Annotated in this window: 15 protein-coding genes; 4 read left to right on the top strand and 11 right to left on the bottom strand. The window is 63.5% G+C overall.

Annotated features, from left to right (window positions below):
* Window positions 1–60: 60 nt before the first annotated feature.
* The 5 genes from G3N59_RS23885 to G3N59_RS23905 form a co-directional block, all read right to left on the bottom strand.
* Complete coding sequence (locus tag G3N59_RS23885) at window positions 61–339, bottom strand: HU family DNA-binding protein (protein ID WP_027818693.1); 279 nt, start codon at window positions 337–339, stop codon at window positions 61–63.
* A gap of 176 nt (window positions 340–515) precedes the next feature.
* Window positions 516–1,862: a glutamine synthetase family protein gene (locus tag G3N59_RS23890; RefSeq protein ID WP_205985264.1), complete on the bottom strand. Its 1,347-nt coding sequence runs from the start codon at window positions 1,860–1,862 to the stop codon at window positions 516–518.
* A gap of 98 nt (window positions 1,863–1,960) precedes the next feature.
* Window positions 1,961–2,518, bottom strand: coding sequence for an XRE family transcriptional regulator (locus G3N59_RS23895; protein WP_205985265.1), 558 nt, complete (start codon window positions 2,516–2,518; stop codon window positions 1,961–1,963).
* A gap of 15 nt (window positions 2,519–2,533) precedes the next feature.
* Window positions 2,534–3,823: an FAD-binding oxidoreductase gene (locus tag G3N59_RS23900; protein WP_205985266.1), complete on the bottom strand. Its 1,290-nt coding sequence runs from the start codon at window positions 3,821–3,823 to the stop codon at window positions 2,534–2,536.
* Window positions 3,824–3,986: 163 nt separating this feature from the next.
* Window positions 3,987–4,373 (bottom strand): hypothetical protein, encoded by a 387-nt coding sequence (locus G3N59_RS23905; RefSeq protein WP_205985267.1) that lies wholly within the window; start codon window positions 4,371–4,373, stop codon window positions 3,987–3,989.
* An 84-nt stretch (window positions 4,374–4,457) separates the two neighbouring features.
* Between G3N59_RS23905 and G3N59_RS23910 the strand changes: the two genes are divergently transcribed.
* A complete protein-coding gene (locus G3N59_RS23910; protein WP_205985268.1) occupies window positions 4,458–4,865 on the top strand; it encodes a hypothetical protein in 408 nt (135 codons plus the stop codon).
* A gap of 3 nt (window positions 4,866–4,868) precedes the next feature.
* Here the strand turns inward: G3N59_RS23910 and G3N59_RS23915 are convergent, their stop codons facing one another.
* Window positions 4,869–5,795, bottom strand: coding sequence for a LysR family transcriptional regulator (locus G3N59_RS23915; protein ID WP_205985269.1), 927 nt, complete (start codon window positions 5,793–5,795; stop codon window positions 4,869–4,871).
* A gap of 103 nt (window positions 5,796–5,898) precedes the next feature.
* Between G3N59_RS23915 and G3N59_RS23920 the strand changes: the two genes are divergently transcribed.
* Entirely contained in the window at window positions 5,899–6,414 is a 516-nt protein-coding gene (locus G3N59_RS23920; protein ID WP_205985270.1) for a GNAT family N-acetyltransferase, read from the top strand.
* A 42-nt stretch (window positions 6,415–6,456) separates the two neighbouring features.
* Here G3N59_RS23920 and G3N59_RS23925 read toward each other — a convergent pair whose 3' ends face one another.
* The 5 genes from G3N59_RS23925 to G3N59_RS23945 all read right to left on the bottom strand — a co-directional run bounded on the left by G3N59_RS23925 (window position 6,457) and on the right by G3N59_RS23945 (window position 10,149).
* Window positions 6,457–7,161, bottom strand: a complete 705-nt coding sequence (locus tag G3N59_RS23925; RefSeq protein WP_205985271.1) for a pyridoxamine 5'-phosphate oxidase family protein — start codon at window positions 7,159–7,161, stop codon at window positions 6,457–6,459.
* Window positions 7,162–7,278: 117 nt separating this feature from the next.
* On the bottom strand, window positions 7,279–8,310 hold the full coding sequence (locus G3N59_RS23930) for a DNA-binding protein (protein WP_205985272.1): 1,032 nt from the start codon (window positions 8,308–8,310) through the stop codon (window positions 7,279–7,281).
* Between the two features lie 251 nt (window positions 8,311–8,561).
* Window positions 8,562–9,059 (bottom strand): DUF523 domain-containing protein, encoded by a 498-nt coding sequence (locus G3N59_RS23935; RefSeq protein ID WP_205985273.1) that lies wholly within the window; start codon window positions 9,057–9,059, stop codon window positions 8,562–8,564.
* Window positions 9,060–9,109: 50 nt separating this feature from the next.
* Entirely contained in the window at window positions 9,110–9,457 is a 348-nt protein-coding gene (locus G3N59_RS23940; protein WP_205985274.1) for a winged helix DNA-binding protein, read from the bottom strand.
* A 152-nt stretch (window positions 9,458–9,609) separates the two neighbouring features.
* Window positions 9,610–10,149, bottom strand: a complete 540-nt coding sequence (locus G3N59_RS23945) for a hypothetical protein (RefSeq protein ID WP_205985275.1) — start codon at window positions 10,147–10,149, stop codon at window positions 9,610–9,612.
* A 319-nt stretch (window positions 10,150–10,468) separates the two neighbouring features.
* Between G3N59_RS23945 and G3N59_RS23950 the strand changes: the two genes are divergently transcribed.
* Entirely contained in the window at window positions 10,469–11,074 is a 606-nt protein-coding gene (locus tag G3N59_RS23950) for a carbonic anhydrase (protein WP_205985276.1), read from the top strand.
* Window positions 11,075–11,111: 37 nt separating this feature from the next.
* Window positions 11,112–12,686: a SulP family inorganic anion transporter gene (locus G3N59_RS23955; RefSeq protein WP_205985277.1), complete on the top strand. Its 1,575-nt coding sequence runs from the start codon at window positions 11,112–11,114 to the stop codon at window positions 12,684–12,686.
* Window positions 12,687–12,780: the final 94 nt, after the last annotated feature.

Below are 12,780 nucleotides of genomic sequence, written 5' to 3' on the forward strand. Positions count from 1 at the left end.
CGGCGCGAAGCCGCCCCTGTCATGCCATCCAGCGTGCGCGCCGTGCGACGGCTGCCGGCATCACGACGCGTTGACTGCGTCCTTGAAGGCCTTACCAGCCGTGAACTTCACGGTCTTGGCAGCGGCGATCTGAATTTCAGCGCCGGTGGCCGGGTTGCGGCCGACGCGTGCTGCACGTTGACCGGTCGAGAACGAACCGAAGCCGACGAGCTGCACGGAATCGCCCGACGTGACCGCCTTGGTGACCACTTCGAGGATCGCGTCGATTGCCGCGCCCGTGGCTGCCTTGGTCTCGCCCGTGCTTGCGGCGACTGCGTCAATGAGTTCCTGTTTGTTCATCTGCTACCTGTGTTGAGTTGAGAAAACCTGCATACCCTACCTCACGCGGGCAAAACAGGCAAATCGCGTTGCATATCGAAACGTAACACGCACGGGGCTTACAGACGGTTGCGAGCACCGGGAATGATTCATGCAAGGCGATTTTCTCGCCTATTTAGTGACTATTTCGCGTATTTTTACAAAAACCACCGGTATTCGCGTGCGGCAATCGCGTGCATAAAATCGAGATGGTCCTGACGTTTATTTTCGCAATAGACCATCACAAAGTCCTCGCCGAGCGCTTCGCGCACCCCTGCGTGGCCCCGCATCGCGCTGACGGCGGTCAGCATATCGCCGGGAAAATCGACGCCGCTTGCACGGTTTTCGTTGAGCGGCGCGATGGGTTCCCGGCCCGCGTCGAGGCCGGATTCGATGCCCGCGAGGATCGCCGCGAGCACCAGATAGGGGTTCGCGTCGGCGCCCGCCAGGCGATGTTCGATGCGCAGATTCGCCTCGTCCGACTCTGGAATGCGGATGCAGGCGTCGCGATCTTCGAAGCCCCAGCTCGCCCGGCTCGCCGCGTTGACCATCGCTCCGTAGCGGCGAAACGCGTTGTGATTCGCCGCGAAAATCGGCATGCAATGCGGCAGCAGCGCAAGACATCCGGCCACGGCATGACGCAAGCCGCGCCGCTCATTCGCCGCCAGCACGTTGCGCCCCGCCTCGTCGTAAAGACTGACGTGCACATGCATGCCGCTGCCCGGCGCGTCGAGCCAGGGTTTCGACATGAAACTCGCGCGATAGCCGTGCTGCAAAGCGACGCCGCGCGTGCTGCGGCAGAAAAGCGCAGACCAGTCGGCGGCACGCAACGCATCGTCGCAATGGCCGAAATTGATCTCGAACTGCCCCGGCCCGAGTTCGGCGGTGATGACCGTTGCGTCGACACCCTGTTCGCGCGCCGCCTCCACCATCTCGTGCAGCACCGGCGAAAAACGCGCAAGCCGTTCGATATGCATGTTCGGCTGATCGTCGGCGTCGTTGCTCAGCGTGTCGCGCGCGTGTTGCGGCAAACCTTCGCGCAGCTTCGCGTCGAAGAGATAGAACTCCAGCTCGAAGGCAACGACCGGCTTGAGCCCGCGCCGCGCGAAACGCTTCAGCACGCGCGCGAGCACTTCGCGTGGCTCGAAGCCGATCGGCGCCGCTGTGCCGTCCGACGTGATGAGCATCTGCGCGAGCGGTTGCGGCTCCCAGCGTACCCGTTTGAGCGTGCCCGGCACGAGCCGGCGCGCCGCGTCTGGATCGCCGTCGTGAAAGCAATAATCGCCGATCGGATACACGCCGCCCTGAGCGCCGAGCAGGATCGTGTTCTGCGGCAGCTTGAGCATCGCGCCCGCGGCCACTTTTTCGAGCATGCCGATGGGATAGCGCTTGCCGTAGAAATGGCCCGGCAGATCGAGGCTGATCAGATCGACGTATTGCACGTCGGGATGCGCCGCTCGAAAGGCGCGTACTTCGCTCAGGAGATCGGAGGCGATGGCTGTCACGTCAGGGTCCTTGTTGGCGCGAGTGAGATTTTTTTAATCAGGAATGCAGATCATCAAGAAAACACGCATGCAGTGCGATGCGTGCTGAAACGGCTAGATCAGGTGAAAACCCAGAGCACGCGCGCAGGCTGCTCCGAAAGATTCGCGTAGCTAAAGCGGCAGCGCGAAGGTAGCTGGAAGCTGTCGCCGGTCTTGAGCGTGACGGCTTCGCCATCGGCGTCGAGCCAGATCGTCAGTTCGCCGTCGAGCACGAAACCGCCCTGCTCGTCGCTATCGTCCACCGGGCGCTCGCCGCTGGTCGCGCCCGGTTCCAGCAGGCTTTCCAGCATCGAAAAGCCCGACGACATGCTCGGCGACACCAGCACGTCCGTAATGCCGCCGCCGTAATAAAGCGTGCGCCGCTCAGCTGGTCGCGTCACCCACGGCAACGCGCGCGGCTTGCTGACGCTGTAAAAATACGTGGTGGGCGTCTGCAGCGCCTCGCCGATCGCGGTGAGATCCGCCACGGTCGGCCGCGACAGCCCGCGCTCGACCTGCGAAAGAAAACCCACCGAGCGCCCGATGCGCTCCGCCAGTTCCGCCAGCGTGACCTTCTTGTGCTTGCGCAGATCGCGAATCAGGATCGCGAGCCCTTCGATCTCTTCCTGCCTGTCCATGCCGGTTTTACTCCATCAAACGACGTCGCGCAGGCGATACCAGAGCTTGCCCAGCGCCTCCAGCGGCGCGGCCAGCGCGTCGCCGCCCGGAAATCGCGGATTATGGATGGCCTCGTAGTGCGAGAGCAAGCGCGTATCGCCGAGGATCGCATCGGATACCGCGCGCGCCGCTGCAAGCGTCGGCAATACGCCGTGCCCGGAAAAACCCTGCAACCAATAACGCCCGCGCGCGTGACCGACATCGGGCGTGCGTCGAATGCTGATATCGATATGGCCGCCCCACGCGAACTCGAGCGCGACATCGCGCAGCAGCGGAAACGCCCGGTCCAGGCTCGGGCGAATCGCCGCGCGGATATCCTTCGGGATGCCGCCCAGATACGTACATGCGCCGCCAAACAGCAGCCGATGATCAGGGCTCAGGCGGAAGTAGTCGGGTACAAACTGATTGTCGATCACGCAACTATTACGCGGCAGCAGCGACTGCGCGAGCGCCGGATCGAGCGGCGCGGTCGCCACCTGATACGTGCCGACCGGCAGCACGCGGCGCGCGAGTTCGCGATCGAGGCGATCGATATAGGCGTTGCAGGCGAGCACGAGCGTATCGGCGCGAATCGTGCCTTGCGCGGTGGTCGCGATAAAGCCGGACGACGTTTCGCGCCACGACTGCACACGCGTCTGCTCGAAAATCTTGCCGCCAGCCTGTTCGATGGCAGCCGCGATGCCGAGCGCGAGTTTGAGCGGATTCAGATGCCCTGCCTCGGGATCGTAGAGCGCGGCGCGATAGCGCGGGCTGCCGATCCACTCGGGCATGTCGCGTTGTTCGATCACGCGCAGCGCGTCGTAGCCCCACTTCTGCGCGGCTTCGTCGCGTGCTTCGTCGAGCAGGGCAACGCGGCTGGGTTTCACGGCGGCCCAGAGACTTCCCGGCCGGTAATCGATATCGAAACCATGACGCGCGGGCAGCTCGCGCACTTCGCGCGCAGCCCAGCGCATGCTGTCCCATAGCTCGCGGGCACGCTCGACGCCCAGCGAATGCTCGAGCGGCGCCATATCGCACGACCAGCCGAGCAGCGCCTGCCCGCCGTTGCGGCCAGACGCGGCCCACGCCACACGGCTGGCTTCCACCACGGCGACGCGCTTGCCCGCCTGCGCCAGCCGCAGCGCCGTATGCAAGCCGCTAAACCCCGCGCCGACGATCAGGACATCGACATCGCAATCCTCTTCCAGCGCCGGGCGCGCAGGCGCGGCGGCTGGCAGGGTTTGGGCGTAGTAGCTCTCAACATGCTGGGTCGACTCGACGAACATGGCGGCATCCGTGAAATTTTATCGTGCAAATTTCATGAAAAATTAGCACGGCAATTTCACGGATGCAAGTCGGGCGTGCCTACGCGTTATCCCGCAGATCGGGGAAGCAGGCAGCCGGTTGCGGGCACTGGAGACCCGCCAGGATTGGTGAACAGCACCGTTTCTAGGGCTGCACGTTCTGCGGTCCGGACGAGGCCACGGGCGCCTGCGCAGCGCCCGACGCACCCGCGGCAGCGGACGCAGACTGAACCTGAGCCGCGTTGGCCTGAGCCGTCAGTTGCTCGCCGGCCAGATTCTGAACCGCCTGGGAGCAGTCATCCGGGGGGACGACATGGGCGCGCGCCAGCAGCGTCTGCAGCCCGCCGATCTTTCGCTGATCCTCCGCCAATAAAGACTGGCATTCGGCCTGCACGCGGTCCAGGCCCTCGCGATCCAGCATCGACTGGAGATGCTGGGCCATCCGCTCACGGTCTTCCACATTCGGCGCCTGGACACCGAGAACGCGAAGACTTTCCAGCACCGCTGGCTGGCACGCGCCGGTGTAGTTCACGACCTGCTCGCAGACGGGAGGGAGAACCCACGTGGGAGCGTGTGTAGTCTGGGTGGGCCACATTTCCTGTTCGGATCGCGCCCGATGAACATGGTGAACCGCGCGGGGCGCCCATGGACCGTGGTGAATCGGGTGCTGGTGAAAGCGCACGCGATGCGTATATCGGCGCGCCTCTGGATGGGTCATCACCCCACGCGCGCGTTTCGCCCGTTCCTCGTGTTTCGAGTGCCCAACGTGCTGGAAGCGCTCAGGCCGGTGATGTTCGTGCGACTCCGCCGAGACTTTCGAATGATGCGTTTGCTGGACGTGATGGACCTTGGTCTGCGCGATCGCATGGGCTGCCTGAGTTGCCAGCGAGCACCCCATGATCATGACTATCGCGTTAATTCCCGTTCTTTTCGTTCTATTGCTATTGCTATTGCTATTGCAACCCACTCCCCCGACCTCTCATTTCTTGCGAACAATAAGCAGTTAACGGCAATAAACGGATGAGCTTTAGCCCACCCGACTGGGCACGGACCGCAGCAACTGATCGCGTATCCATTGATGCGCGGGCGTCCCCGCGTGCCGCCTGTGTTGATAGATCTTCAGCGTATAACGTGGCGGAGCGAACGGCGTGGGATAGATCGTCACCGGCGCGGCATCGCGCAACACGCGCGCGGCGTGACGCGGCACCGTCATCAGCAGGCTGGAATTCGCGACGATAAAAGGCGCGACGAGCACGGACGGCAATTGCACCGCCACGTCGCGCGCCACGCCCAGGCGGTCGAGCACGAGATCGATCGAGCCGCGCGACTCGTCCCACGGTGTCACGACCACGTGCTGCGCGGCGAGATATTGCGCCATGCTCAGCTTGCGACGAATCGACGGATGCTGACGGCTGGCGATCACCACGTATTCATCGGAAAACCAGTCCGCGCTTTCGACACCGGCGGGCAACGGCAACGCCTCTTCGTCATAGCCGAGCGCAAAATCGATGCGCCCGGAAGCGAGTTCGTCGGCTGACTCCCGCCCGCGCGAATACACCACCTTGAAACGCACATTCGGCGCGGCCTGCTGCATCCGCGCGATAAAGGCAGGAAGGATGGCGAACGCCGTGTAGTCGGTCGCGGCGAACACAAATGTGCGCTCGCTCGCGGCGGGATCGAACTGACGCACCGGCGCGAGCCCCGCATGCAGCAGATCGAGCGCCTCGCCAACCGGTCGCATGATGCGTTCGGCGGCGGCCGTCGGGCGCATTTCATTGCCGACGCGCACGAACAGTTCGTCCGCGAGCGCATCGCGCAGGCGCGCCAGCGCATGGCTCAACGCCGATGCGCTCATGGACAACTCGTCGGCCGCCAGCGTCACCGAGCGGTGTCGCACGAGCGCGTCGAATACGAGCAGCAGGTTCAGGTCGAGACGACGCAGGTCATGATGCATAACGTTCATTCGGCAATGAGGAAAATGCAGTATACGCAGATTGCATTTCGACTAACATCGTCAGCCTGCCACTCCCTTGCTTCCCTGGAACCGAATCATCATCATGGCACTGACTATCCGCCCCGCCGTCGCTGACGACGCGGCGCTCATCCTCCATTTCATTACCGAACTCGCCATCTACGAGAAGGCCGAAGACCAGGTTGCCGCGACGACGCAAAGCATCGTCGCTTCGCTATTCGGTGCGGAATCGCCTTCGAAGGCCTTGATCTGCGAACTCGACGGCAAGGCAATCGGCTACGCGGTGTATTTTTTCTCGTATTCGACGTGGCAGGCCAAAGCCGGTCTGTATCTGGAAGATCTGTACGTTTCTCCCGACGCGCGCGGACTTGGCGCAGGCAAACGCCTGCTGCAGCATCTCGCGGCGATTGCGTGGGAAAAAGGCTGCGGACGCTTCGAATGGAGCGTGCTGGACTGGAACGAACCGGCGATCCAGTTCTACGAATCGCTCGGCGCGAAGGCGCAAAGCGAGTGGATTCGCTATCGCGTCGAAGGCGATGCGATCCGGGAGATGGCGTTCGCGCCAACGCCAGTGCAATCGACTTCGGCTATCACGCAATGAGATCTGCGCCGCCGGGCAGCCCGGCGGCGCGGCCGAAAACCATCAGCCTGCGGCGCGTTTCGCCCATTCGCTCACGTACGCAGGTTCGCCGCTTTCAGGCAACGCCCCGTCCCGTTCAGGCGCGAGCGGCTTGAGCGCCATCGGCAACACGCCTGCCCAGACCGGACGATCGAGATCTTCCTCGTCGTCTTCCGGGCCTTTCGCACGCACCTTGGCAACCGATTCGTCGAGCGGCAGACGCAGCACGGTCGTCGCGGCCAGTTCATTGCGATTGCCCGCGCGCGCTTCGTGCAGGCGCCCGGGCGCGATGTGCTCCATGAACGCGTCGAGCGCAGCCGACTTGTGCTCGTTCGCGACCACTTCGAACGCGCCATAGATCATCGCCGAGCGATAGTTCATCGAGTGATTGAAGGCCGAGCGCGCGAGCACGAGGCCGTCGAGATGCGTGATCGTCACGCAGACCTGCGCGCCATCGGCGGCGAGTTTGAGCATGCGGCTGCCATTGGAGCCGTGAATGTAGAGATGATCGCCTTCGCGCCAGCATGCGGTAGGGATGCAATGCACGCCATGATCGTCCGCGAAGGCGACGTGGCAGACGTACGCGGCGTCGAGAATCGCGTACAGCGTGTCGCGATCGTATTGCGCGCGCTCGGCGATGCGGCGCATGCGCGTGCGCGGCGTCGGCACGCTTTGGCGGGCGACGGAATCGGCTTCGTTATTGTTATTGTTGTTCTCGCTCTCGGACATCCTCGGCTTCTCCTGCTTTCTGGTGGGGGAAAGCCGATTACGTTAGCGAAGTCGTGGCCCCATGAGTAGATCCAGCATGGCAAGGATGTGTAGGGCCACGGGCCGCGTCGATGTCGATCAGTTTTGCACCGCTTTCTTGCGCGGCACGCGCAAAGGCTTCGCAGCGACTTCCGCCGATCTTGCCGCACGCCGCGGCGTACGACGCGTGCCGGGAACGGCATTGGCCGCCGCCGCTGCGGTAGCCTTGGTGCGCAAGGCTTCCACTTCCTGCGTCTGCGCCGCGTGCGCGATGCGCTGCGCTTCCAGACGGCCTTCGAGCATCCCGGCCTGATGGCGCAGATCGCCCAGTTGCGCCTGTAGTGCCTGCGCTTCGGCGCGAGCGGACTCTTCCGCTTGTGTCGCGCGCTTCGTGGCGGCGTCCAGATCGCGTTGCAGGCGCGTGCTCGTCGCCCGCTCGCGCTCGATTTCCAGCAGCGCACGCTTTTCCGACGCCTGCAAACGCGTTTCCGCCAGTTCGGCGCCCGCGCGCAGTTTGTCGAGTTCGGCGGCGAAATCGGCACGCGCCTGGACGAGCGCCGCGTCACGCTCGCGGCCTTCCTGCTGCAAACCCGCAACCTGCCCTTCGAGCGCCACGCGCGTGGCCTCGCCTGCGGCCTGTACCTGCTCCAGTTCGTGAATACGCACCTGCGCGGCCAGCAAGGCTGTCGTGCGTTGCTCCAGCGCGGTTTCCGTACGCACCAGATCGTTCTGCAAGGTCGCGACGCGCGTTTCGGCTTCGTGGCGCACCGCTTCGACTTCCACGCGCAACGCTTCGAGCGAAGCCTGCGCAGCCGCCGTGGCGCGCGTCCACAACGCGGCGACCAGTTCGCCCGCCGCGCCCTGCAACTCTTCCGGCAGGTCAGCATGCTCGATGCGCACGCGGCTCTTTTCGCGCAATTCCGCCCAGAACTCGGACAGCACCGCCGTAGGCGTGCCCATGCTGCCGCGATGAACCAGTTGATAAAGACGGTTCGCGGTAGGCGTTATGCCGAAGCGGAAAAACAAGAGGGCGCACACCTCGCGATAGAGCTCGCGCGTCTTGGGGAATTCAGCCTTGAGACGCTCGATTTCAGCGCTGATGCGGACTTCTTCGGGGGCGACGTCTGACATGGTGTTTGCGTGCGTATTCGATTCATTAATATTACAACGTAAACAGTCGATTTTCTACCTATTAGAGTTCATATTTTGACATTACTTTTATAATGTTCGTATTTTTGCCATGAACCATCTCTGAGAACGTGCCCAGGACGGAAAATCAGGAATTTGCGATGCTCGCGGAGCGCGCGCCGCTATCAACGTGAAGCGAGGAAGAGAACAACGTGCGCTTTCGAATCCGGCGGCACGAACCGTTTCAATCGATCTCAGCCCTCTTCGCGCGCCAACCGTTCGGCCAGCGCTTCGATTTCCGAATCGGCGAATACTTCGATAGCGTTCGCGCGCAGCAAGGCCGCCGTCACCCCTGCCCCGGCGTGGCGCTGGCCGGAAAAACTGCCGTCGTAGATGAATCCGCTCCCACACGAGGGACTTCCATCGATCAGCAAGGCAAAGCGGCAGTCGTGCTCGCGCGCGGCAGCCAGCGCTGCCTGTGCACCGGCCACGAACAACGCCGAAACATCCGCGCCGGAAAGATCGACCACCTGCGCGCCGCCCGCCAGCACATCGGCGCCTTGCCGCGCGAATGCGATTTCAGCCGCCGGACGCGGCACGCCGAATCCGCCCATCAACTCCGGGCACACCGAGACGATGCGCCCTTCGCGCTGCCACGCGTCGAGCAGCGGATGCGCCAGCGTCTTCGCCGCGCCGTTGTATCGAACCGGGCTGCCGAGCAGACACGCGCTAACCAGAATCTTGTGAATCATCGAAATGGAAGGAGACGGCGAGCAGACGATGAAAAAGCGCCAGCCGCGCGTTATTCGTCTTTCGCGGCGCGCAGAAACGCTTCGGAGAGTTTATCGAAGTGGCGCAGCGCGGCGGGCGTGAGTTCGACCTGTTTGCGGCGCGCGTCCTCGGTATCGCCCAGACGCACCCAGCCTTTCTCGCGCATCGAAGTCAGACGCGCATGCAGCGTGGCCGGCGAACCCAGTTCGCTTTTGGCCATGATGTCCCGCACCGAAAGACGCTCGTTCGTCTGCGCAACGCGCGCCACGCATTCGAGGATGCGTTGTTCGAGCGGATCGAGCGCCGGCAGCGTGGGCAGACCTCGCAGCGCGTCTGCCAATTGCAGAAAACGGAAATAGATATCAGCAGGGCGCGTCATGGTGGGAAATTCGCCTATCGTCGACTGCTCGGACATTCCCAACACGTCGCGCGCAAGGGAACGCGATGCATTTTACCGCGCCGATAAACCCATAACCGCTTTCGCTCCGGCGATCTGGCGCCGATCTCCCGGAGGCTTTCTTCTAATTGTGTCTATTCGATGAAACCAGGCTCGCGCGATTCACAACGATCGGCCGCGAGACGTGAGTATGGCGTTGCGGCCTGCTCGCCTTCGAGCATCCGCGCAATGCGTTCGTAAAGCGTAAACCAGTCGACGGCCAGCACGGGCACGGTGATATCGCCGCGCGCCCGATAGGCAAGAAAGCGCATCCAGCTGTCGAGAAAAACGCCCTGCCCGGGCATCAGCAGACACGGTGGACGCGCCACGCGCGGATAGTGCAAACGGGTTTCGCCGATCGCGGCGTCCAGATTCTCGCCCTCATCGAGTTCGCAATGAGCGCGCACTGCCTCGTCGACGAGCGTCATGGGCAGTTCGACGTACGCCACGCGCACATCGCTTACAACGTGCCGGGCGGTGCTCCCGGCAATGTCTCCCGCAGCACCTCCCGCAAACACACGCTGGGCGATGACCGCGCGCGCCTGGGGCGGCAACGCGCCAAGCGGCATGGCGCCATGAAACAGCGCTTCACGGAATAACGGATAACGGACCAACCAGATATCGGATGAAGCCATACGACAATCCGGGCGATCGCGGCGCGCCAGAACGATACACAGGCGCGCCGCGTCGCTGCGGTGCTCTCTCAGGTTCTATTGTTATAAAAAATATAACGTCAAATTGTTAAATCTACAAGAGGCATGAAAGGAAATCGATTAGAGCGTCGATACGCCAGGTTTCGATGCCCCAAATGTCATCCCGCGCATGCGAATTTAACAAAACATCCACGCTGAATATTTTTCGATTTTTTTTCGTCGCGCGCGATTTATTTTCGGAACCATCCTATCGAAAGCTATTCGTAAACTCACTTCCCCCGCCGACCTGGAGTCTGAAACGATGAACCCTCCGAAACGCTTCCTGCTTGCCAACCTCGCGTGGTCCAGCGAAATAGCGGCCCGAGAACCGGACTTCTTTACCCAACTCGCACAGGGCCAGCAGCCGCGCGTACTCTGGATCGGTTGTTCGGACAGCCGCGTGCCCGCCGAGCGCATCATCAACGCCCGGCCCGGCGAACTGTTCGTACACCGTAATATTGCCAACCTGTTCGCCGCCGATGACGCCAACGCCTCCAGCGTGGTCGAATACGCCGTGCATGCACTCGAAGTCGAACACATCATCGTGTGCGGTCATCACCATTGCGGCGGCGTGCGCGCCGCGCTTTCGGCGCCCTCGCCCGCACTGCCGCTCGTGAACCGTCGCATCGCCGGACTGCGCGAACTGGCCGCGCGACATCGCGCGGACCTCGACGCCATCGACGACATGGATGCACGCGTCGACCGTCTCGCCGAACTCAATGTGATCGAGCAGGTCGCGCGCCTCGAAGCCTCGCCGATCCTGCGCGACGCCAAACGCCGGCCGCAAGTGCACGGCTGGGTTTTCGGCCTGCGCGAAGGCCGGCTGCTGCAACTGCACGACGCGCACAACGCCGCCGTCGCCGCCTGAAAGACCTTTGGATCGAACTCCCCACTCTGGAATTTCCATGCCGAAATCTCGTTCCATCGACTTCGCGACCCTGCGCAGCGACCTGTTCGCTGGCATCGTGGTCTTTCTCGTCGCGCTGCCGCTGTGTCTCGGCATCGCCACGGCGTCCGGCGTCGAGCCGTTCGCCGGCCTGCTGTCCGGCATCGTCGGCGGTCTTGTGGTGGCGCTGCTCAGCGGTTCGCATCTGAGCGTGAGCGGCCCGGCCGCCGGTCTCGTCGTGATCGTGGTGTCCGCCATCGGCACGCTCGGCAGTTTTTCTGCGTTTCTGTGCGCGGTGCTGATCGCGGGCGCGCTGCAAGTCGTGTTCGGTCTGGTGCGCGCCGGGCAACTGGCGAGCTTCGTGCCGGTGCCCGTCATCAAGGGCATGCTGGCATCGATTGGCTTGCTGCTGATCGTCAAACAGGTGCCGCTGGCGATGGGTGTCGGCGCGCACGCGGCTTCTTCCGCCGCTTCTACCACCCACGCTTCCGTCGCGATCGATACTGCGTTCGGCCCGGTGCTTGTGCCCGCGCTCGTGCTCGCCGCCGTTTCCGTCGCCTTGCTGTTCGCATGGGAAACGCCGCGTGCGAAACGCTTTGCGCTGGTGCGCGCGGTGCCCGGACCGCTCGCCGTGGTCGCGCTGGGTATCGGCGTGACGGTTCTGCTCGACGCCTTCGCGCCCGCATTTGCGCTGCCGGTCGAGCAACGCGTCGCGCTGGATTCGCTCGCCTCGCTCGATGCGCTGGCAGGCGCACTCGCGCTGCCGGATTTCACCCAGTTCGTCGATGCCGATGTCTGGCGCGTTGCGCTCACGCTCGCCGTGGTCGCGAGCCTGGAAACGCTGCTGAGCCTCGAAGCCGTCGAGCAGATGGACCCGCAACGCCGCCGCGCCTCGCCCGACCGCGAACTCAAGGCGCAGGGCGTCGGCAATATGATCGCCGGTGCGCTGGGCGGCCTGCCGATCACAGCGGTGATCGTGCGTAGCTCCGCGAACCTCAACGCGGGCGCACGCACGCGGCTTTCCGCCTTCGTGCATGGCGTGTTGCTGCTCGTGAGCGTATTCGCGCTCACGACCGTGCTGAACCTGATCCCGCTGGCCTGCCTCGCGGCGATCCTGATCCAGACCGGCTACAAGCTCGCAAAGCCCGCGCTGTTCGTGGCGATGATGCGCGAAGGCGTGGAGCGCCTGATTCCTTTCATCGCGACCATCGTGGGCGTGCTGATGACCGATCTGTTGATCGGCATCGGGATCGGCATTGCGGTCAGCATGCTGCTGGCGATGCGCGCCAATCTCGACGATACCTTCGCGCTCGCCGAACATGACGACCACTACCTGCTGTCATTTCGTAAGGATGCCTCATTTCTTGCGAAGCCGATGCTGATGCGCTGCCTCGCACGCATTCCCGATCGCGCGACCGTATTGATCGACGCCGAGCGCGCCGATTTCGTCGACCGGGATATCCGCGAAACGCTCGACCGCTTTATCGCCGATGCGCCGCGTCGCCAGATCACCGTGGAGCGCATGCAGTGGCCGCGCCTCGATACGTCAGCGAAACGCCGCCTGCCGTGGGCACGCCAGGCTCGCCCGACTTAAGTCAGGTACCGACGAAAAAAAGCGCGCCCAAGGCGCGCACGAAGGATCGCTGCACTTCTCCGGCGCCACCGTGGCCCGCCACCGAGGCGCCGGA

Source organism: Paraburkholderia sp. Ac-20340 (assembly GCF_017104965.1).
Classification (GTDB): Bacteria; Pseudomonadota; Gammaproteobacteria; order Burkholderiales; family Burkholderiaceae; genus Paraburkholderia.

Coding starts and splice junctions, on each gene's coding strand:
- G3N59_RS23945 (WP_205985275.1), bottom strand. CDS start 10,149: ATGGCTTCATCCGATATCTGGTTGGTCCGTTATCCGTTATTCCGTGAA.
- G3N59_RS23915 (WP_205985269.1), bottom strand. CDS start 5,795: ATGCATCATGACCTGCGTCGTCTCGACCTGAACCTGCTGCTCGTATTC.
- G3N59_RS23930 (WP_205985272.1), bottom strand. CDS start 8,310: ATGTCAGACGTCGCCCCCGAAGAAGTCCGCATCAGCGCTGAAATCGAG.
- G3N59_RS23955 (WP_205985277.1), top strand. CDS start 11,112: ATGCCGAAATCTCGTTCCATCGACTTCGCGACCCTGCGCAGCGACCTG.
- G3N59_RS23895 (WP_205985265.1), bottom strand. CDS start 2,518: ATGGACAGGCAGGAAGAGATCGAAGGGCTCGCGATCCTGATTCGCGAT.
- G3N59_RS23920 (WP_205985270.1), top strand. CDS start 5,899: ATGGCACTGACTATCCGCCCCGCCGTCGCTGACGACGCGGCGCTCATC.
- G3N59_RS23885 (WP_027818693.1), bottom strand. CDS start 339: ATGAACAAACAGGAACTCATTGACGCAGTCGCCGCAAGCACGGGCGAG.
- G3N59_RS23925 (WP_205985271.1), bottom strand. CDS start 7,161: ATGTCCGAGAGCGAGAACAACAATAACAATAACGAAGCCGATTCCGTC.
- G3N59_RS23940 (WP_205985274.1), bottom strand. CDS start 9,457: ATGACGCGCCCTGCTGATATCTATTTCCGTTTTCTGCAATTGGCAGAC.
- G3N59_RS23950 (WP_205985276.1), top strand. CDS start 10,469: ATGAACCCTCCGAAACGCTTCCTGCTTGCCAACCTCGCGTGGTCCAGC.
- G3N59_RS23900 (WP_205985266.1), bottom strand. CDS start 3,823: ATGTTCGTCGAGTCGACCCAGCATGTTGAGAGCTACTACGCCCAAACC.
- G3N59_RS23935 (WP_205985273.1), bottom strand. CDS start 9,059: ATGATTCACAAGATTCTGGTTAGCGCGTGTCTGCTCGGCAGCCCGGTT.
- G3N59_RS23910 (WP_205985268.1), top strand. CDS start 4,458: ATGAACATGGTGAACCGCGCGGGGCGCCCATGGACCGTGGTGAATCGG.